This is a genomic window from Rhodococcus sp. MSC1_016 (assembly GCF_023667485.2).
Lineage (GTDB): Bacteria > Actinomycetota > Actinomycetes > Mycobacteriales > Mycobacteriaceae > Rhodococcus_F > Rhodococcus_F oxybenzonivorans.
Genome location: NZ_JAMOZI020000001.1, coordinates 2,018,074 through 2,038,068, shown reverse-complemented (window position 1 = coordinate 2,038,068; position 19,995 = coordinate 2,018,074). Strand labels below are relative to the sequence as shown.

The 19,995-nt window shown below is 65.5% G+C and carries 16 protein-coding genes; 9 read left to right on the top strand and 7 right to left on the bottom strand.

The genetic code is table 11. The features are described from left to right. Positions 1-33: 33 nt before the first annotated feature. On the bottom strand, positions 34-1,404 hold the full coding sequence (locus L1080_RS09515) for a wax ester/triacylglycerol synthase family O-acyltransferase (RefSeq protein ID WP_250773508.1): 1,371 nt from the start codon (positions 1,402-1,404) through the stop codon (positions 34-36). Positions 1,405-3,025: 1,621 nt separating this feature from the next. Between L1080_RS09515 and L1080_RS09510 the strand changes: the two genes are divergently transcribed. Together L1080_RS09510 and mreB are read left to right on the top strand one after the other, a co-directional pair. Then, entirely contained in the window at positions 3,026-3,304 is a 279-nt protein-coding gene (locus tag L1080_RS09510; protein WP_236603156.1) for a hypothetical protein, read from the top strand. A 257-nt stretch (positions 3,305-3,561) separates the two neighbouring features. After that, positions 3,562-4,551, top strand: a complete 990-nt coding sequence (gene mreB, locus L1080_RS09505; protein WP_109330329.1) for a rod shape-determining protein — start codon at positions 3,562-3,564, stop codon at positions 4,549-4,551. Here mreB and L1080_RS09500 read toward each other — a convergent pair whose 3' ends face one another. Both L1080_RS09500 and L1080_RS09495 read right to left on the bottom strand, forming a co-directional pair. Further along, positions 4,552-7,383 carry an FtsW/RodA/SpoVE family cell cycle protein gene (locus L1080_RS09500; protein WP_159922729.1) on the bottom strand — a complete coding sequence of 944 codons (2,832 nt, stop codon included), beginning with the start codon at positions 7,381-7,383 and terminating at the stop codon, positions 4,552-4,554. 20 nt (positions 7,384-7,403) lie between these two features. Then, positions 7,404-8,645 (bottom strand): hypothetical protein, encoded by a 1,242-nt coding sequence (locus tag L1080_RS09495; protein ID WP_250773449.1) that lies wholly within the window; start codon positions 8,643-8,645, stop codon positions 7,404-7,406. Positions 8,646-9,214: 569 nt separating this feature from the next. Here L1080_RS09495 and L1080_RS09490 point away from each other — a divergent pair. The 3 genes from L1080_RS09490 to L1080_RS09480 all read left to right on the top strand — a co-directional run bounded on the left by L1080_RS09490 (position 9,215) and on the right by L1080_RS09480 (position 10,978). After that, positions 9,215-10,162: a hypothetical protein gene (locus tag L1080_RS09490; RefSeq protein ID WP_250773451.1), complete on the top strand. Its 948-nt coding sequence runs from the start codon at positions 9,215-9,217 to the stop codon at positions 10,160-10,162. Positions 10,163-10,387: 225 nt separating this feature from the next. After that, the gene (locus tag L1080_RS09485) at positions 10,388-10,717 is read left to right on the top strand and encodes a hypothetical protein (protein WP_109330336.1); all 330 of its coding nucleotides are present in this window, start codon (positions 10,388-10,390) and stop codon (positions 10,715-10,717) included. 66 nt (positions 10,718-10,783) lie between these two features. Next, entirely contained in the window at positions 10,784-10,978 is a 195-nt protein-coding gene (locus tag L1080_RS09480) for a hypothetical protein (protein ID WP_159922735.1), read from the top strand. Between the two features lie 27 nt (positions 10,979-11,005). Here L1080_RS09480 and L1080_RS09475 read toward each other — a convergent pair whose 3' ends face one another. The 3 genes from L1080_RS09475 to L1080_RS09465 are packed head-to-tail and all read right to left on the bottom strand — an operon-like array spanning position 11,006 to position 12,551. Next, entirely contained in the window at positions 11,006-11,401 is a 396-nt protein-coding gene (locus L1080_RS09475) for a hypothetical protein (RefSeq protein ID WP_250773453.1), read from the bottom strand. Beyond that, positions 11,398-11,988: a hypothetical protein gene (locus L1080_RS09470; protein WP_250773456.1), complete on the bottom strand. Its 591-nt coding sequence runs from the start codon at positions 11,986-11,988 to the stop codon at positions 11,398-11,400. The genes L1080_RS09475 and L1080_RS09470 overlap by 4 nt, the downstream gene beginning before the upstream one ends. Positions 11,989-12,017: 29 nt before the next feature. Then, complete coding sequence (locus L1080_RS09465) at positions 12,018-12,551, bottom strand: MarR family winged helix-turn-helix transcriptional regulator (RefSeq protein ID WP_250773467.1); 534 nt, start codon at positions 12,549-12,551, stop codon at positions 12,018-12,020. Between the two features lie 217 nt (positions 12,552-12,768). Between L1080_RS09465 and L1080_RS09460 the strand changes: the two genes are divergently transcribed. From L1080_RS09460 to L1080_RS09450, 3 genes are all read left to right on the top strand, one after another. Continuing rightward, a complete protein-coding gene (locus tag L1080_RS09460) occupies positions 12,769-14,790 on the top strand; it encodes an MMPL family transporter (RefSeq protein ID WP_284708377.1) in 2,022 nt (673 codons plus the stop codon). A 63-nt stretch (positions 14,791-14,853) separates the two neighbouring features. Further along, entirely contained in the window at positions 14,854-15,273 is a 420-nt protein-coding gene (locus tag L1080_RS09455) for a VOC family protein (protein WP_159922739.1), read from the top strand. A 4-nt stretch (positions 15,274-15,277) separates the two neighbouring features. After that, on the top strand, positions 15,278-15,877 hold the full coding sequence (locus L1080_RS09450) for a VOC family protein (RefSeq protein WP_250773512.1): 600 nt from the start codon (positions 15,278-15,280) through the stop codon (positions 15,875-15,877). A gap of 102 nt (positions 15,878-15,979) precedes the next feature. Here the strand turns inward: L1080_RS09450 and L1080_RS09445 are convergent, their stop codons facing one another. Continuing rightward, positions 15,980-18,160 (bottom strand): thiamine pyrophosphate-dependent enzyme, encoded by a 2,181-nt coding sequence (locus L1080_RS09445; RefSeq protein ID WP_374434579.1) that lies wholly within the window; start codon positions 18,158-18,160, stop codon positions 15,980-15,982. A 320-nt stretch (positions 18,161-18,480) separates the two neighbouring features. Between L1080_RS09445 and L1080_RS09440 the strand changes: the two genes are divergently transcribed. Then, entirely contained in the window at positions 18,481-19,959 is a 1,479-nt protein-coding gene (locus tag L1080_RS09440; RefSeq protein ID WP_250773471.1) for a class I adenylate-forming enzyme family protein, read from the top strand. Positions 19,960-19,995 lie beyond the last annotated feature (36 nt).

The window sequence follows — 19,995 nt, the reverse complement described above, 5'->3', positions numbered from 1 at the left end:
GACGGCGGTCGCACGCCTTTGCGAAGTTCTCGATCACCGACGCGCAGTGTGGCTCGCGGTTTCGAGTTCGGTCAGGGAGGTGTCGAGGTAGCCGATGATCCGGTGCAAGTGGGGAACCGCGGTGCGATCGCCTACGACACCGACGTGTAACTCCCCGGATCGGCTGGTGAGGGTGATGCTCAACGCCTGTCCGCGAGCGAGGGCCGGTACCGGGTAGACCGCGTCGAGGCGAGCTCCGTTCCAGAATCGTGGGCGGGTCGGACCCGGTGTGTAGGAGATGGTCACGTTGAAAGGCGGCGGGATCTCCTCGAGCACCCGCCGGACCGGTTCCAGCATGATCGGACTCAACGTCAGCGCGCTCACCAACTGACACTGTGAGCGACCGAGGGCGGCGACGACCCTGCTGGTATGGACGACGGAGTCGGCAATCCGCGCCAATCGCGCGAGGGGATCGGCTTCGTCGGTGGCCAGCGACACCACCATTGCCCCGACTCCACGGCCCGCGGCCCCGATGGTAGGGCCCTCACCGAAGTCGAGTGGGACCGGCAGCATTGCGGTCAACGGCGCCTCGGGGAGGGCGTACTGCTCGAGCAGATACTCGCGGAGGGCGCCCGCGCACATCGCCAACACCACCACCTCCAGCGGTGCGCCGGTGCAGGTGGCGAGCCGCCGCAGCGGCTTCAGTGGCCAGGACCGGGTCGCTACCTTGCGGGCGCGACCAGTCGGTGCGTTGAAGATCGTCGGCGGTGACTGCAGCGGCAACGTCAGACGTTCTTCGGTCAGCCCGCGGTAGCCCGTCCGCATCAATGTGGGGAGAATGGCCGCGCACTGCCATGTCAGTTCCACACCGGACCGCAGTGTCACCCGCGGGTCGAGGGAGAGATGCCGCGCTGGGGCCGCGACCGACGGACTCCACGGCGCCGGGCAGTCCCGGATGCCCGGGTCGATCGAGAGCGTGCGGTGCAGTAGCCGTAGCCCGGATGCGCCGTCGGTCAAAGACAGATGGAACTTCGTGTACACCGCGGTGCGCCCGTCGGTAAGTCCTTCGATGACGTGCATTTCCCACATCGGGTGCTGCGGATCGAGCGGCATCGAGTGCATCTGGGACACCAGCGAAAGTAGGTCGGCCATGGTTCCTTCGCCAGGAACTGCGGTGTGCCGCACGTGATAGTCGAGATCGACCTCCTCGTCGACGCGCCACCACGGATACCCGTGCATCAAGCGGACCGGGCGTTTGCGGAAAAGTTCCGAGATCTCGGCGTGAGCGCGGAGACTCCCGACCATATCGGCGGCGTGCGCGCCGGGCACGGTGCCGCTGGGTGGTTCGAAGAGCGTCAGGGTGGCCACGTGCATCGGGTGTGAAGGGGACTCGAACAACACGAACATCGCCTCGGTCATCCCCATCGGCGCCAGTCCGCCGAACGCAGTTCGCACACCGCACCTCCCGGCTCTGTGGTCCCAGCACAGCACACTCCGCTCGCGAAGACTGCGTTTCCCGCAGAGACGAGGCACTGCGACCGGTCGGATGGCACCAGCGATCCTCGGCGCCGGCCACGGGCAAGTACGCATATCGGTTGCCGCGGGCCGATGAATAATCCCTTCTTCTATCCGACCGAGTAGACCGTGTGCCGACGCATTCGATCGAGCGTCCAGTAAATAAAATGGGCATTTGTCCAAAAGTATCTGGGCATTTGTTCAATACGAAACAAAGATTTCTTTCCCGCCCGGTGAAACGTTGCGGAAAATCTGGTCGATATTCGAGTTAAGCGTGGATCAACTGATCCCGTGGAATACAACAGAGGTGAGGAGTGACTTCAGATGGGTTCTGCAGGTATCGACTTCAGTGTCGCCTTCGACGCTTTCTTGAAGTGGTTGAGCGTCACATTCGGCGGCGGCATCGGCATCGGCTGACAGCGCCGGGCATATCCGAAGAACGACAGCAGCTCGACTCACCACACCAGTGGTAGCCGAGCCGCTGCCATGGTCGGCCCGACCCGCCGGTCCGCCTCTCTCGTGATCGCCGGCCTGTTCGAGCGCCGGCCCTCTCGAGCACCGGCCCTTTCGCGCGAATTGGGCATTGCGGTGCATGGGCACACGCGCGTATATTGAGAAGTGCGGATCGAGATAGTAATCGGCAACGGTGAAAGACTCGTGAAGCAGAGATCCGGCCGAGAATGTGAGAGCATTCCCGGCCGAACCCCTGTCTGGGGTATTCCTCGCCACGTCTAGCTACAGTTGTCGCCGCCACCTCCGAGTACGCCGAGCGCACAGACGCCGCGCAGGCCGCTTCCCTCGAGGAGAATCGGGTCGAGATGGCGTCCCTCCGGCCGAAGGGGTCAGGCGGCCGGAGGGACTGGCTGTCGCGGGTTCGCCGTCCGAGGTCGCGCGGCAGCACAGACATCGGATACCCGCATTCGCCTCAGTTACTCCTCGGGCCCAGACGCCGCGTTCCTCTCACGCTCTGCTGGTGTTCAGTGAGGACTCGGGCCGTCATCTGGGGTCGCGTGAATTCACCAGTTCGTGGTGCGCCACTACGCCGGCGGTGGCATATTCCTGACCATGCCGAAGTACAAGGTGACTCTTCGTGACGGAAGCTCGAGCGACAGAACCTTCGAATCAGACTTTCAGGCGATCAACGAGACCCATAGGCCGACCGAATCCGTGGCAAGCATCGTCCGGATCGACCGTTACGACGACGATGGGGATCCCCGCGGCGTGTGGTCGGCGGCGCCCACTCGCCAGACACGACGCGATTGACGCTCGGCCCTGGAAGGAGCTGATAACCGCCTCCTTTCTTTCGTCGGCGGGAGTTGGACAACCGACTTCAACAGACACTTATTTCTACCAAGGGTCGTGCGATTCGCGGTTGCCGGTTTTCGGAAATGGGAAACGCTCACCAACGGGCAACCGCATCGAGCACAATGGCTACCGGACGAAGCACGATGGGTTGCCAGAGGTCGTTACCGCAACCGCGAACAGCCTTTTCCCACTACGGAATAGCTTCTGAGCCAGAGGAGCAGACCCAATGCCCGTTCCACAGCACAAATTGCTGCAATCCGTCCAGGATCGCACCATCGAGCTGCGGAGGTGGTTGGACGCCGACCACAACAGCGCGGCCCTCACGGCATATCTGCGCGATGAACCGGTCGACGACCGGTGGCTTGCCACCTATCTCCGGCTCCAACACGACCTCCTCCGAGCGGTCGGCCACGCGCACGAGCCGGAGGCGTCCCGGAAGAGGGCCGACCAGCATCGACACCGACGCAGTGGTGCCGCCACATCCTCACCACGCCGAGGGCGATGAGCGAGAGGACGAGCGGATCAGTGCCTGATACCGTCTCGACCGCTGTACCAACACTTTCCGGACGGCACGTCGGTCAAGCGTCGATCGTCGACTCCCGAGCACTCGGCCGCTCGTCCACCAGACCCGTCGGCGTCGTGTGAGTGTCGCCCGAGTGCAGAAGCCGGATTCGACCGTGAGTCACCGCGATATCCGCCCGCGAGTCGATGGCCCTGAGTAGCATCTAGATCATCTCGCTCGAATCCCTTTCGGAGGCCGACGTGCGTGGACTGGGTATCGATCTCGGAACTGCCAATACTGTCGTCGGCACACCGGAAGAGGGTGTCGTCCTGAACGAGCCGTCCTTCATGCTCGTTCGCACCAAGGAACCACACCGCGCCCTCGCCATCGGCCACGATGCTCGCAGCCTCGTCGGCCGCACTCCCATCGGCATCACGCAGGTGCGTCCGATGCACAACGGGGTGATCGTCGACTTGGAAACCGCCCGCACCTTCGTCAGTGCCGTCATCAAACGGGCATCCCCACACAGGCCGTACGGCGTGCGACCGAAGGGTGTCATCGCGGTCCCCGCGGGCGCCACACCCCTCGAACGCCGTGCTCTGCTGGAGGTCGGGCACGAGGCTGGCCTACGGAAGGTCGGTTTGATACCGGAACCTGTCGCGGGAGCACTCGGCTGCGGTATCAACCCGCTCGAGCCGCGCGCCCACCTCGTTGTGGATATCGGCGGTGGCACTTCGGAAGTCACGGCGATTTGTTTCGGTGGCATTCTCTCGCATCGCAGTTGCCGGCTGGCCGGGGACGAACTCACGCACGCGCTCTACCAATACCTACGGGCCGAGCACAACATCATCGTCGGTGAACTCACGGCCGAACGAGCGAAGGTGGGCGCGCCCGACACCGAGGACGGACAGTCACTCGTCGTGGAAGGCCGTGACGCCGTGACCGGCCGCGCACGTCTGGTCACGCTCGAAACCGAGGAAGTAGTCGATGCCCTACGCCCGACTATGTCGGGGATCGTTCAGACGCTGACCGAATGCCTGGAGGACCTTCCTGCCCAGGCGATCGGCGACGTGATGGCGGAAGGTGTGCTCGCCATCGGCGGTGGGTCGATGCTGCGTGGTGTGTCGGAGATGCTGGAGCAGGCCTTCGGATTCCCGGTGAAGACGGCCGAGCGGCCGCTCACCTGCGTCGCCGAAGGCGCTACGGCGTGCTTGGAGCACCCCGAGGTCGTGGCCGCGTACAGCAATTGATCACCGAATCGGCAGCACGCCGGGCGGCCGTGGGAAGTAGTGCTCGAGGATTTTCTTGACGACGGGCCCGGAGGTCGCGGACCCGAAACCACCGCCACGAACCAGCACCGACACCACGATCTGGGGAGCGTCGAAGGGTGCGACCGCGGAAAACCAGGCGTTGAGACCTTCGCCGGGCGCCGACGGATCCTCGGCCGTGCCCGTCTTTGCACCCGCCGGCACCGGCAGTTCCGCAAGCTGTCCGGCCGTGCCGGCCGCCGCGGATGCCCGCATCCCGGCCCGCACCGGGTCGAGTCTGTCCGCGAAGGGCAATCGCACAGGTTCCGCTGTCGGGATAGGGACGACGTCCGGCCCGTACCCTGCTGCGAGCTGGGGGGTGACCATCGCACCCGTCGCAATCCCCGACGTCCAGCGCGCCACCTGTATCGGGGTGGCATTGACGGTGCCTTGGCCGATTCCCATCAGAAGCGTAGATCCGGGATACCAAGTGGCGCCGATACTTCCGACATTGGCCGGGGTTCCGAGGAAGCCCTCGGCCTCACCGGGAAGGTCGATCCCCGATCGCCGGCCGACACCGAGTTGGTCGGCCACTGCGGCGATGTTCTCGGGACCGAGGAGTTCGCCGAGCTTGTAGAAGTAGACGTTGTCCGACCACTGGATGGCCTGGAGCAGATTGTGGGGGCCCATCGGTTGCCAGTTCCGAAAGGTATGGCCGCCGTACGTATAGGCGGCACCGGTTTCGATCACGGTCTCCGGCGCCAGGACCGGGTGCTGCGTATTCGCTGCGGCGACGACGATTTTGAATGTCGAACCGGGCGGCACCGCGGTCTGGGTCACGTTGTTCAGCAACGGGCTCGGGCCCGGGGTCTGGGCCTGAGCCGCCAGGGCAACGAGGTCGGCCGGGGGGCCGTAGACGTTGTTGTCGAATCCGGGAACGCTGGCCATCGCCAGCACTGCCCCGTTGCGCGCATCCATCACGATGGCAGCGCCGAGGTCGCCCCTGCTCTTACGCATCGCCTCGGTGAGCGCATCCGTAGCAAGGTTCTGCACGCCGACGTCGAGGTGCAACCGCAGGTCATGCCCTCGTACAGGGTCTACTCGCTCCCCGGTGGCGACGGGATGCCCGGAGGGATCCACGTAGACGCACTGCTTGCCGTCGCTGCCGCGCAGCAGGGCATCGTACTGCTTCTCGAGTCCCGCCTTGCCGACCCGCGATCCGAGGGCAAGGTGCGGCCAGCGTTCCATGTCGTGCTCGTCGGCCACCCCGACGTGTCCGAGGACGGAGGCGAGCACCGCGCCGTACGGATAGTGCCGGCGACCGGAAGGCACCACGAGAACCCCGGGCAGACGAGCGTCCACAACGCGCCGAGCGACTTCGGGGGCGACGGTCCCCACGACGACGTCCTGTTCGCCCTCGCCACGTTCCCGCACGACACTCGTCACCTCCTCGGGCGAGATACCGAGCAGTGAGGCGAGGCGGCGGCGGGAACCGGCGTCGTTCTCGTCGAACATCCGGGCGACCACCGCTACGGCATACTCCGCGACGTTCACTGCGAGGGGAACACCATTGCGATCGACGACGAGACCGCGCTCGGCCGGCAGGCGGATACAGCGCATCATCTGCTGGTCGCTCATCGCACGTAGGTCCGCGCCTCGGTCGTGCTGCAGCTGCCAGGTGAACAAGGACATCGCGACGAGCAGCGCAGTGACGGTCACTGCGCCGACGGACAGCCCTCTCGGCCGGCGGCGGCGTCGCGGCTCCGGCGCCCAGAGCGGTCGTGCTACACCGTCTCTACGCACGGCGAGCACCAGTCCGACGGCCACGAAGCCGACGATCGCCGCAGTGCCTCCGTAGCTGAACAGCGGAATCGGCATGCCGTTGTGCGGCAGCAAGGAGAGACTCGCACCGATCGACACGAGTGCGTGGATCCCGAACAGTCCACCGACGCCCGCTGCGACGAGTGCTGCTTCCCTCGTCCGTGCCGTTCTGGCTGCGAGTGCAGCCCGCCACACGATGACCGAACTCGCCACCACGACAGCGATTCCGGCGATCAAGCCCCATCCGTACACCAGGCTCGCGAACGCCAGGTCGTGTTCCGATTCGGGAAGGTATTCGGCACGCACCTCGAAGAGCGGGTCACGCGAAAGGCCCCACAACCCGCCGCTACCGATCGCGATGTTCGCCTGCATTTCGGCCCACCCCGCCCCGCTCGGGTCGGCATTGCTCGACAGGAACACATGGACGCGTTCGAGCTGATACGGCCGGAGAAAGAGCACGGCGAGTGGCAACGAGGCGATGCCCAGCATGAACAACGGCAACAACGGCAACAACGGAACCCGCGCCAGGACGAGCATGAATCCCGCGGTCACCACGAGGACGACGGCAGTCGACAGGTCGGGCTGCAGTGCGACCAGCGCCACGGGGATTCCCACGACCGCCAGCGTCGCAACGAATCGGCCGAGTGTGAACCCCGCAGCAAGCAACCCCGCCGACACCAGAACCACAGCCAGCTTGGCCAGTTCGGACGGTTGAATGGTGAATATGCCGAAGTCGAGCCAGCGCTGGGCGCCTTTGGTCGCGACCCCGGCGAGTGGGACGGCAGCCAGCATCGCGGTGGTGACAGTGAATATCGCCCAGCCGAATGCTCGCAGGTCACCCATCCGCAGGCGAGAGACGACGCGCATCAATCCGAGTCCGGCTGCAGCGAAGAGGGCATGGCGAACGGCGTGCGAGGTCATCCCCGTCGACGTCAGATTGAGCAGTCCGAGCACCACGAGGACGACAGCTGCCGTGACGATCCAGGGATCCGATTCCCGCTTGTCTTCCTGCATGTCTCACCGCTCCCCGATGCTCAGCAGGATGCGTTCTCGGCAGGCATCAGCACCGGCTCCGAGGCGGCTGTCGCGGGGAAACTCGTGACCGCAGCGACGGCGAGGGCAGTGCTGGGGGGCAGATCTGTCCGGCCGATGCCGTATACCTGTTGCGCGCCGGGTGGGACGTGCAGCGACACCTCGTTGCCCGTCCGCACCTCGCCCGAGCATCGGTCGTACACATTCAGCTTCCAGACCACGGTGCCTTCATTCGGGGCCGAGTCGAAATGAACGTCGACCCTGATGTCGCACGCACGTCCCGACGTGCATTCTCCGTTGGCGAGTGTGGCGGTAACCAAGGTGATGATCCCCGCACTGGCGGGCGCCCCGACCTCCACCGATATCGGTTCCGCACGCTGTCCCCCCGGTGCCGGTGCACCCGGATCGCCCGTGGGTTCGGGTGGCGGCGGCGATACCGGGGCGATCTGATTCTGGCCCGACGGATTCACCGGATTCAGAACGGCATCCCAGCCGCGACGCAATTCCGACCACACCCGCGGTGCCGTCCACAGCGCTCCGGCGAGCACCACGATCGCGATGAGACCCAGCGCACCACGGCGACGCGAGAGCCGTCTTTTTCTGCGGTGCCACGGACTTCGAACCGGTGGAAACCAGTCGCCGGTGGCAAGTGATGCCCCGGCAACCCCCGGCCGGCGGCCGCGAGGGGTCCGTTCCTCCCCCGCCTCACGGCCGTCCGATAGTTGGCGCCCCAGCGTGGCGGAGACCAGCGCGCCGAGTTGTCGCCGCGTCCTCTCTTCGGCGGCCGGGTCGATGTCAGGTGCGATTGCACGACGAACTCGTTGCATCACATCGTCGAGATCTCTTGCTTCTGTGATTGATTCGTGTATCCGGTCAACCAGTGCGGACCCGCGGCAGTTCGCCGCGATGCTTCCCAACAGGTCGGCCATCGCATCGCTGATCTCGCGCCAGGACGCCGCACGCCCGGTGAACTCGATCGTGAGCTCTCCTTCTTCGAACACTGTGACGGCATCGTCTCGGAACAGGATCGGTAGGCGGCCTCGGCTGCGCGCCAGCTCGAGCTGGTCGAGCGCATCGGTGATGAGCCACGACGCCTGCGCCGGGGTCAACGCCGCAATCGCGAGCAGCCTTCGGAGTGAGACGCCGGTACCACGTGCGTCCTCACCTTGTCGTTCAGGAGGTACGGACCCGACCACGACGGGCTCGCCTCTCCCCGCGAGGAGCCCTGACACCACTTCGATCATCGCGCACCCCGAAACGCTATGCCTCCCGCACGGGTTGGAACAGAACCGGGCGGGCGGCGGACCTTGAGCTGGGCTTACTCGCTGTCGAACTCCCATATGCCTGTGAGAGTCAATTTAACTCTCATCCGCGCTCCCGGAACACCGATCCGCACTCCCGGCACATCCCGTTACTCATCCGAGATACACGGCGACAAGCACCTCGGCCCATCGCCTGGCCGTACTGCCATACGTGAACCGATCGCGGGTCAGCTTTGCCTCTCCTTCAAGAGATTCCGAATCTGTGCGAGATCCCGGACGAGGAGAAGCCGAAGGCGTGAACTGACGCCTGATACGAAAGCGCCTCTGATACCGAAGGTCTGGACGAGCGACCAAGTCGAAAGTGACCTCCTCCGCTCGATGCCGCATTGCGCTTCAGTGTGGTTTCGCGGAAACACCCGGTTCGGCACCCACGGTCATTGGCGGGTTACCCCTGCTGCCTTCTCTCGATATCACTCGGCACCGGTGCATCCGTGGGAACATCTCAACTGGTCGAGACGAGACCGAGGGCGATCAGAGGAGGGGTGCGTCGTATGGAGTTGATTCCGCCCGGACGCGCGGTGGCGCTGGTAACGATTGCCGTCGCCTCCGTGCTGTTGCTTGCGGGATCAGGGAGTCGCGACGTGGACTCGTCGTCACCGAGCGCGTCGGCGGTGGTGGCGAGCGGGGCGGCCCCAGAGGTCGGCACCTCGGGCCAACCGCCGGCAGCCGTGGAGCGCGACACGAGCGGTGTCAACCGGGAGCAGTATGCCGGCGGCGACTCGAGTGGCGCGTACGGCTTCGTCACCCCGTCAGGAAAATGGCTCTGCGCGATCACCCCGGCGAACGGGATGGTCGCGTGCGCGTCTCACACGCCGGGGACGCCTCCAGGAGTTCCCGGCCCGTTACAAATCCCCGTCCAGGCCCCCGCGCCCTCCGCCGAGGCAAACATCGTCGCCATCGAAGCCGCGAAGGGACCGAGTTTCCAGACCGCGAACCAGCCACTCTTCCCGGGAAACCCCAACGTCCTCCCCTACGGGTCGACCTTGTCTGCCGACGGCTTCACCTGCAATGTGCAGTTCTCGGGCGTCTCGTGCAGAGAGGACGCAACGAATCAGGGATTCACCATCTCGACCGGCGGTTACAAGTTCGAGTTCACCCCGATACCGGGCACCCCCGACGCCGGCCCACCGCAGATCACGCCTACCGAGCCGACCGCACCTCCTCTCCCCCAGTTGGAAGGCGGATCGAATCAGTGTGGCCGCGTCGTCTACCCGCCGACAGGCGAACCCGCAACGGTCGTCATCGTAAAGGGAACGATCCGCTGCGACGCTGCTCACGCCATGCTCAACAGGTACTTCACCGCCCCCGACGCAACGGACGCGGTGTACGACGTCGACGGATGGAAATGCCGAACAAAGGGAGACCCACACTCCGCGGCGACTGGATACAGCATCACGTGCACGGATTCCGGCGGGAACATCGTGGTTGCACAGCCCTAGAACCGACTTTCCGCAGGTCGAAGGGGTAGACGGGGCGGAGGGGACGACACGGACTCCGCTGCCTGCGGCCCCCGGGAAGGTACCGGGAGACGAAAAATAGGTATACCCACGGGCCATCCGGCCGATGTGGCGTAGCCGCACCCGGTGGCAGTCTGTGACTTGTCACACACACGCGTAACCCGGCGGCTTCCGGAACCGCGTCGATTGCAGGAGAGGTCCCGCACCATGAAGGCAGAACCGCTTACCTGCGGTGACTATGTCACCGCGACGTTCGCTCGCGACTTCGTCGCGGAGGGATTCGACTATGACACCGTCGAGCGAATCCATTCCGGCGACCTCGACGAATGGACGTTCGCACTCGCCCAATCGGGGCTGTTCACCAACCGCGTGGTCGCGCACGCCCGGCAGGCGTGGCAGGACGATCCGCGATCCCTTCTCGACAGCCTCTTGGCCGACGCGGACGAGATGACCGTCAAGCGGTACGACGTCGTCTGGCAAGCCCTGACCCGGACCGCCCAGTTCGGCACTTCCGGGGTCGCCGCCGAATACGCGTGATCGACTTCCTGCCCACCGAACAGTCCACATCGCCCACTGAACAGACCACAGCGAAGAACGAGAACCATGACCGTCAACACCTACCCCACCGCCGAGACGATCCGATTGGGCGTACGCGGTCACGAATGCCGTTACTGCGGCCAAACCGTCAGCGCGGACGGCAACCGCTTCCGGCATACCGCGACGGGGCAGTACCGGTGCGAACCGGCAAAGCGGGCGTCGTACGAGAAGTCGCTGTCCGACAGTCTTATTCGAAGCTGAATTCGACCTTCTCCGGACCGGCCGGCATCACAATTCCTCTGACACCGATCGACCCTTCGCTGCGATGAGTACCACCGAGACGACTACCGTGACCACCACCAGGTAGGCGGCCCACATCAGGAGGAAGGGTTGCAGCCATCCCTTGTCGGTCGTCTGCCCCCGTTCTCCCACGCAGTACAGGGTGAAATTGGTGGACCGACCGTCCCCGGTGGAATAGGTATCCGACACGACGACCGCGTCGTGTCCGGGCTGTTCGCAGAACACAGGCGCAAGGTAGACGGCTTGTCCCGGCCAGATCAGCGAAGAGATCAGGGTGAGGAAGCCGACGCTCACCGTAATGCCGATTCCCCACAACAGGAGCGGCTTGGCCGCAAAGCGCTTCCGAGGTTGTGGATCTACACCCGATTCCACCGGCTCGGTCATAGCGGATGCACCCCGACCACCACTCCGTCGGCATCGAACACGACCACCGACCGCGACCGCGGCGACTCGACCATCGCTGTCGGCGAAATTCCGCCGGCCCTGGTCACCGAGATGCCGACTACCTGACCGCCCTCGAGACCGCTGTGGGACAGGGCTTCGTCTACCAGATGCTCGACTCGACCCAATGCCGGAACGTCGTCGAGGGTGAAGGCGCGGGCATCCAGGTCTTCCAGCGCAGAGACCACCACTGGACTGGGCTCACTTACATTCTCACCATCGAAGGTGTACTGGTCGAGCTGATCGGGATTCGCCGGATCGCGGACGGTGACAGCCAACTGCTCGACCGGCGCGATGTCCAGATTTGTCACCTGCACTTCTGCGACGCCGTAGCGAACCGCGAGCGCTGCTAAACCGTCGCCGACGAGGGCCGAGGTCATACCCCCGCCCCGGGATCGCATATCCGCGTCGAATTCAGCACGGTCGACAGCTCCGATACATGCCGTGGCACCGAAGACCACAGCCACCCCCATCGATGACCACACCGACACACGCAACACTGGCGAACGCAGCAGCGGCCGGGTCTTCATTGCACGAGACTATCCACGTCACGGACTTCTCAGGTGGTCCGGCGCGCGGTCAGGTGTCGGATGTTCTTTCCACCGAGATCCTCATAGTGGCTCTGCATCGAGTCGATCAGCACTGCGAACACGCGGTGGGCAGCAGCCAGGTCGGCATCGGAGACGTCCCGTAGGGCACGCGCCGTGCGCTGTCCGAGTGGGGCGAAGAACTCGCGGGCTACTTCCAGCCCGTGGTCGTCGTAACGCAGGATGACTTTCCGGCGGTCCGAAGGGTCTGCCTCCCGCCGAATATGCCCTGACGTCAGCATGCGCTCCACCAGATAGGTCACCGCCGCCGACGACAGCCCGAGCAGGCTCCCCAGTTCTCCGGCGGTCAACGGCGTGCCATTGGTGTCGGCGACCATGACGTGCATCAGCGCCTGGAAGTCGTTGGGGCTGAGATCGTGCAGCGCACCGAAAGTGCGTCCGATCTGCTCCGACGCCACGGTCATCGCGCGGACATCTGCCGAAATGTCTGCTTCCAGTCTCGCTCTCGCGTCGGGACGAGCACTGTCCGGCATGTCGTCTGTCATCTCTAGGCCCTCTCAGCGGTCGGCCGACAGCCTATCCCCTCCGATCCTCTCAGTTGCTTAACTATTCAGTTTCTGAAATATTCTGAGGGTGAACACCGATGGGCATGCACCGACAGAACACCGTTCTCTCGCTATCTGGGATCGACTCGCCTCCGCCGTGACCGGACAGCGGTCGTGGGCAGTGGCCCTCACCGTCCTTGTCTTGGCCGGCGCTTTCATGGCGTTCGTCGGTGGCAACAACTCCGCGGGACAGTCACCGACCTCCCTGCCCGCGTCTGCGGAATCGGCCGAGGTGGACGGCCTCCTCGCCGACTTTCCCGAATCGGGGGTGACACCGGCGATTCTCGTCGGCAGTCGTGCCGACGGCGGCGTGTTGACCGACGCGGACCTCGCGGCATTCGACGCGGCCCGGAACCGGATGCTCCGTGTCGACCGCACCCTCGAACCGAGCCCAGGACCGGCACTCATCCCGTCACCGGACGGCAGAGCGGTGATCGGACAGGTTCCCGCCGATTCGGAACTCTCAGGTTTCGCGTTGAACGATCGCGTCGCCGAACTGCGGGCGGCGGCCACCGACTCGCTACCTCCGGGGCTTCTGGCGCAGGTGACAGGAGGTCCGGCATTCGGCGCTGATATCGCCGACTCGTTCTCGGGCGCAAATGTCACGTTGCTCGCGGTCACTGCGCTTGTCGTCGCGGTCCTGCTGATCGTCACCTACCGCTCACCGATCCTCTGGCTCGTGCCACTCGCCGTGGTCGGCTTCGCCGATCGGGTTGCGTCGACCGTCGGTACTGCCGTGGCCGAACTGACCGGGCTGACCTTCGACGGGTCGACGTCCGGCATCACGAGCGTGCTGGTCTTCGGTGCCGGAACGAACTACGCGCTACTCCTCATCTCCCGCTACCGGGAGGAACTCCGCGCGGAGCCGGACCACCGGGTCGCCTTGCGCCACGCCGTGCGCCGGGCCGGACCGGCGATCGTCGCGTCCAATGTCACTGTGGTACTTGCCCTACTGACCCTGCTGTTGGCGACCATTCCCAGTACCCGCAGCCTGGGTGTGCTCGCGGCCGCCGGCCTCCTGGTAGCGCTCACCTTCGTGCTGCTGGTCCTCCCGCCCGCTCTCGCACTCAGCGGAAAGCGACTGTTCTGGCCGTTCGTGCCCCGTGTGGGCGACCCGGACAGCACCACGCACGGCGCCTGGTTCCGGGTTGCCTCCGCGGTAGCACGACACCCGCGACGCACCGCAATTGCGTCGATTATGGCGCTCGGGGTCTGTGCGGCGGGGTTGATCGGCACCCACGTCGGGCTGTCCCAAACCGAACAGTTCCGGGTCGCAGCGGAATCGGTCGACGGCCTGGACACTCTCGCTGCTCATTTTCCGTCCGGACTCTCCGACCCCACCACCGTGGTCGCCCGCACGCAAGCGACCGACGCCGTACAGCGGGTTCTCGCCGAGACCGAAGGGGTCGTCTCGGTGAGCGAGGCCGGCCGATCGAACACCGGTCTGACGCGATGGGCCGTCGTACTCGACGCACCACCTGCAACGGAGGAGGCCTTCGCAACCATCGACATCATCAGGGCAGCCTTGACCGACATCGACGGTGCGGAAGCGCTCGTCGGTGGCAGCGACGCCCAGTCGCTGGACAAGCGGGACGCCGCCCTCCGGGACCAGGTGATCGTCATTCCGGCGATCCTTCTCGTGGTCCTGGCCGTGCTCGTAGTGCTCCTGCGGGCCGTGGTCGCACCGCTGGTCCTCGTCGGGACGACGGTACTCAGCGCGGTCGCGGCGCTCGGGCTGGGCAACTGGGTGAGCACGCGCATCTTCGGGTTCCCCGCGCTCGACGACACCGTTCCCCTGTTCGCGTTCCTGTTCCTCGTGGCACTCGGCGTCGACTACAGCATCTTCCTCGTCACCCGGGCCCGGGAGGAAACACCGGGGCGGGGCACGCGGGCCGCGATCGTGCGGGCTGTTGCCGCGACCGGCGGCGTCATCACCAGTGCCGGAATAGTACTCGCCGCCGTGTTCGCCGTCCTCGGCGTGCTGCCCCTGATCACACTGACCCAGCTGGGCATCGTCGTCGGCCTCGGCATCCTCCTCGACACGTTCGTGGTGCGAACACTCGTCATCCCGGCGCTGTTCACGCTCGTCGGGGACGCGGTGTGGTGGCCGAACCGCCAGCCCACCTCGACGCTCGACTCACCCGGCGAAGCAAGGAGCGCGGTTCCGTCAGAAATCTGAGCGTTCGCAGACCGGTCAGGAATCGAGAAGCGTCTCATCTCGGGCCGCATTAACGTCACTCACATGAACATCACCATTCACTCGGCCTTCCTTCCGCACACCGACCACGAGGCCTCGCTGGCCTTCTACCGCGACATCCTCGGGTTCGAAGTCCGCAAAGACGTGGGTTACAACGGGATGCACTGGATCACCGTGGGACACCCGGACCAGCCCGGCACCTCCCTCGTTCTGCACCCACCGGCGGCCGATCCCGGGATCACCGACGAGGAGCGCCGCACCATCACCGAGATGATGGCCAAGGGGACCTACGCCATCCTCACATTGGCCACCCCCGACCTGGACGCAACCTTCGCCCAGCTCGCGGCAAGCGACACCGAGATCGTCCAGGAACCGATCGACCAGCCGTACGGCATCCGTGACTGCGCCGTCCGCGATCCCGCAGGAAACCTCATCCGCATCAACGAGATCAAGGAGGAGCGCTGACATGATCACCATCAATAGTCTCACCCTCGACACTCCCGAGCCCACCGCCGCGAAGGCCTTCCACACCGCACTCGGCGTCGATGCCCACATCACTGCCCGGGACGCGGATGCACCGACCACCGGATTCCGCGGTTTCACTCTCTCACTCGTCGTGTCCCAACCGAACATCGTCGACGCCTACATCGAGGCCGCCCTCGACAACGGCGGCGCCACGATCACACCGGCCAAGAAGAGCCTCTGGGGGTACGGCGGCGTCGTACAGGGCCCCGACGGCGCCCTGTGGAAAGTCGCGACGTCGTCGAAGAAGAACAAGGGACCGGCCACCCGGCACTTCGAGGACCTCGTGCTGCTCCTCGGAGTCGGAGATGTCAAAGCCGGCAAGCAGTTCTACCTCGACCACGGTCTGGAGGTGACGAGAAGCTTCGGACGCAAGTACGTCGAGTTCGCCACCGGCCCGAAGGTCAAGCTCGCGCTCTACGGGCGCCGCGCCCTCGCGAAGGACGCGGGCGTCTCCCCCGACGGCACCGGCGCACATCGAATCGTCATCCGCAGCGACGCCGGCAGCTTCACCGATCCGGACGGTTTCTCCTGGGAAACCGACTGAGTCGACACGCTTTCGAGGGCAGGACCCGCCGCAGCGGCACATCACCACCGCTGGCGGGCCTGTGAAAGAAGATGATCCCTCCGACGCGTCCGGTGCGGGGAGTCAACGCCCCCGCACCACTTCGAGCGCCGCGGCCTCGATGGTGTCTTCGGACAGCAGGACCTCGAGTGCGGCGTCGCCGAGGGGGATGAAGCTGTTCTCGCTCGCAACCCGGGCGAGGCGGCCGGTGAAGCCTTGGTCCACCAATGCCATGACGACGCCCTCCCCCACACCACCCGCCGCCCGGGTTTCGTCGACGACGAGGACTCGGCCGGTGGCATTCGCCTCGCGGACGATGTCCAGCACCGGCAGCGGCGCGAGCCACCGCATGTCCACCACCCGGGCCGAGATATCGGCTCGTTCGAGGCGACGCGCCACTCGGAGGCTCATGTGCACCCCGTTACCGAAGGTGACGATGGTCAGGTCCGTTCCCTTGCCATAGGTGCGCGCCCGCCCGATCTGTACGAAATTCTCGGCGCCCTTCAGTGGATCCGGGTAGGGGGTGAGCCACTGCTCGTCGCCGTCCTCGTGCAAATCCCTGGTGTGGTACAGGGCAATCGGTTCCAAGTACACGCACACCGCACCGGCGCTGTGGGCGGCCGCAACACAGGTGCGCATCATGGCCGCGGCGTCGTCGGGCCTGGCCGGGGAGGCAATGATTATGCCGGGGATATCACGTAACGCTGCGACGGCATTGTCGTTGTGGAAGTGCCCCCCGAATCCCTTCTGGTACCCGTAACCGGCGATACGCACCACCATGGGGTTGCGGTATTGACGATCGGAGAAGAATTGCAGGGTCGCGCCTTCACCGCGGATCTGGTCGGCGGCGTTGTGCAGGTACGCGAGGTACTGGATCTCCGGGATCGGCAGCAGCCCGGAGACTCCCGCGCCGAGTGCGAGCCCGAGAATAGCCTGTTCGTCGAGGAGGGTGTCGAAGACGCGGGCAACCCCGACTTTCTTCATCAGCCCGCGCGTGACCCCGTAGACGCCACCCTTCCGGGCGACGTCCTCGCCGAAGACCAGCGACTCCGGGTACTCGATGAGCACGTCGAGCAGGGCACGGTTGATCGACGAGGCCAAGGTCAGTGGACCCTCTTCTTCGGGTAGCGGGCCGCCGAAGATGTGGGCGCGGCGCGCGGCTTGGGTCCGTTGCGGTTCGGCCGCCATCGCTTCGTCGAGGCCCTCCCTCAGTGGTCGCATCACCGCGGCGGGACTATCGAGTTGGGGTAGCTCGCTCACGTGCCGTGCGAGTCCGATGACTTCTGCGCGCTTCTTCTCGTAGAGCGCAAGCACCTCCTTCGGGCTGAGATGCCCGCGCTCGATCAGCAGTTGTGCAGTGCACAGCACCGGATCTCGGTCGAAGTCTGCGGTGATCTCGCCGGTGGTGCGGTAGGCGGCTTCGACGTCGGATCCGGCGTGGCCCATCAGTCTCACCGTGCGCAGATGCAGGAACGCCGGACGCCTGTTCCTGCGGACCCAGTCGGCGGCACGCTGCGCGGTGGCGTAGGCCATCGGCAAATCCGATCCATCGACGGCGAAGTACTCGAGCCCGTCACGATTCCCGAAGTTGGCGCCGATCCACCCTGCCGGGGTCTTGGTGCTGATCCCGATGCCATTGTCTTCGCAGACCAACAGCAGCGGAATGGGAAGGCCCTGAAACGCCGAGTAGAGAGCGGTGTTGATGGCGCCGATCGCGGTCGAGTGGTTGGCCGAGGCATCGCCGAAACTGCACACTACGATCGCATCGTCGGGCCAGGGTGAGGGGACGCGTAGCTTGGCGGCGCGCGCGAGGGAAAAGGCAACGCCGACCGCCCGCGGCAGATGAGATGCGATCGTCGAGGTCTGGGGGATGATATTGAGGTCGTGGCGACCGAACACCTTGTGCCGGCCACCCGACATCGGTTCCTCGGCGGCGGCGACGACGCCGAGGAGCACATCGCGCAGCGGGTCGCTGCCCCGCACTTGCCGGGCGCGTTCGAGGAAGAACGCACCGGAGCGGTAGTGCAACAACGCCGGATCGGTCAGACGGAGGGCGCGGGCCACGACGGCGTTTCCCTCGTGCCCGGATGAGCCGATCGTGTAGAAGCCCTTACCTTTCGAGCGTAACCAGCGCGCCGCGAGATCGAGATGACGGCTGCCCAATTGCGAATCGAACAAGTCCAGAATGTCCTGCACGGACAGCCTCGACTGCGCCTCCACGGCTCCGTCGCGATCACGTACCCCCATCGGTACCGCGCCGACCATCTCGTTGATGGTGGTGGTGAAGTAGTCATCGATCTGTTCGGCCATGTATCCGGCTCCTGACAGGCAGGTCATCCTCGTCCGCGGGGCGGTCTGACGGGACGTGTGTCCCCTCACCAGGGTATGCATGTCACGGGCGCCTTCATGCGTCATTGTCGATGATCCGCGCATGCACCACTCACTACGCGCCCGTGCCTCGCTCCAGATCCGGCCTTGTCCGCCGCGGACAAAACCTGGCGCGAACTCGAGCCTCGCGGAATATTTCGGAGCACCGTCCCCGCGCATAGTGTCGTGAATCACACGGCAATGAAGGGATCGAAACAGTGTCCGACATCGGCTATTTCACCTGGGACCTCGCGCCCACACACGGCGACGCACCGTGCCTGCGCGACGACCACAGCGACCTCACGTACCGGCAGTTCGCCGATCGGGTGGATGCGTTCGCGGCGCAACTGAGCGAACGCGGGGTCCGCGAGGGTGACGTCGTCGCGGTGATGCTGCCGAACCGGGTGGAGCTGCTCGTCGTCCTCATGGCGGCGTGGCGGCTGGGTGCGGCCGCCACACCGGTCAACCCCACCTTCACCGCCGCCGAAGCGGAGTACCAGATCACCGATGCCGACGCCGCGCTGGTCGTGAACGAGGGACCGGACGCTCCGAGCGCCGGTCGCCCGTCGATTGCGGTCGACGAGATGCACACCTCCCTGCCTTCGGGGCCCGCCCGGGACTTCCGCCCGGCCGGCAGCGACGTCGCGCTACTGATCTACACGTCGGGGTCGACGGGAAGACCCAAGGGCGTCATGCTCACGCACGACAACCTGCAGTTCATGAGTTCGTCGCTTGCCGAGCATCTTTCGCTCACCGCCGATGACCACTGTCTGCTCATCCTGCCGCTGTTTCACGTCAACGCGATCTGTGTCAGCTTCCTCGCACCGATGCTGGCCGGAGGGCAACTGAGTGTCACCGGCCGGTTCTCCCCGGCCCGGTTCTTCGACGACGTGGCCCGGCTGCGGCCGACATACTTCTCCGCAGTCCCGACAATCTACGCACTGCTCGTCTCCCAACCCGATGAGGTTGTCACCGACACGTCGTCGTTGCGGTTCGGGGTCTGCGGAGCCGCGCCGATCTCCAAGGAATTGCTCGAACGCGCTGAACAGCGCTTCGGCCTGGTGATCGTCGAAGGGTACGGGCTCACCGAGGGCACCTGCGCGTCGGCGTGCAACCCACCCGGCGGCGTCCGCAAACTCGGCACAGTCGGGCCCGCACTGCCCGGGCAGACCCTCGCGATCATGGACGAGTCCGGCGTCCTGCTCCCACCGGGAGCCGTCGGCGAAATCGTCATCCGCGGCGCCAACGTGATGCACGGCTACCTGAGGCGTCCCGACGAGACACACCGGACCGTTGTCGACGGCTGGCTCCACACGGGCGACGTCGGTCGACTCGACGAGGACGGCTACCTCACCCTCGTCGACCGGATCAAGGACATGATCATCCGGGGCGGCGAGAACATCTACCCCAAGGAGATCGAGAACGCACTCGCCACCCACGACAGCGTCCTCGAGGCGGCCGTGGTCGGCGCACCTCACGAGGTGTATGGCGAGGTACCCGTGGCCTACGTGGTCCCCTATCCCGACAGCCCCGTGACCGACGGACAGCTCACCGACCACCTCCGTGAGCGGCTCACGAAAGTCAAACTGCCCGTGGCTATACATGTCGTCGACGCCTTGCCCCGCAACCCCGTAGGCAAAATCGACAAACCCGGACTGCGCAGCCGGCACCGGCTGTCCACCACTGCTCGCGGCTGAGCAACCCGCTCTCACCGACACCACAGCACACGTCGC

Coding starts and splice junctions, on each gene's coding strand:
- L1080_RS09500 (WP_159922729.1), bottom strand. CDS start 7,383: ATGCAGGAAGACAAGCGGGAATCGGATCCCTGGATCGTCACGGCAGCT.
- L1080_RS09485 (WP_109330336.1), top strand. CDS start 10,388: ATGAAGGCAGAACCGCTTACCTGCGGTGACTATGTCACCGCGACGTTC.
- L1080_RS09490 (WP_250773451.1), top strand. CDS start 9,215: ATGGAGTTGATTCCGCCCGGACGCGCGGTGGCGCTGGTAACGATTGCC.
- L1080_RS09465 (WP_250773467.1), bottom strand. CDS start 12,551: ATGACAGACGACATGCCGGACAGTGCTCGTCCCGACGCGAGAGCGAGA.
- L1080_RS09455 (WP_159922739.1), top strand. CDS start 14,854: ATGAACATCACCATTCACTCGGCCTTCCTTCCGCACACCGACCACGAG.
- L1080_RS09475 (WP_250773453.1), bottom strand. CDS start 11,401: ATGACCGAGCCGGTGGAATCGGGTGTAGATCCACAACCTCGGAAGCGC.
- L1080_RS09510 (WP_236603156.1), top strand. CDS start 3,026: ATGCCCGTTCCACAGCACAAATTGCTGCAATCCGTCCAGGATCGCACC.
- L1080_RS09460 (WP_284708377.1), top strand. CDS start 12,769: ATGGCGTTCGTCGGTGGCAACAACTCCGCGGGACAGTCACCGACCTCC.
- L1080_RS09515 (WP_250773508.1), bottom strand. CDS start 1,404: ATGGGGATGACCGAGGCGATGTTCGTGTTGTTCGAGTCCCCTTCACAC.
- L1080_RS09445 (WP_374434579.1), bottom strand. CDS start 18,160: ATGGTCGGCGCGGTACCGATGGGGGTACGTGATCGCGACGGAGCCGTG.
- L1080_RS09470 (WP_250773456.1), bottom strand. CDS start 11,988: ATGAAGACCCGGCCGCTGCTGCGTTCGCCAGTGTTGCGTGTGTCGGTG.
- L1080_RS09480 (WP_159922735.1), top strand. CDS start 10,784: ATGACCGTCAACACCTACCCCACCGCCGAGACGATCCGATTGGGCGTA.
- L1080_RS09495 (WP_250773449.1), bottom strand. CDS start 8,645: ATGATCGAAGTGGTGTCAGGGCTCCTCGCGGGGAGAGGCGAGCCCGTC.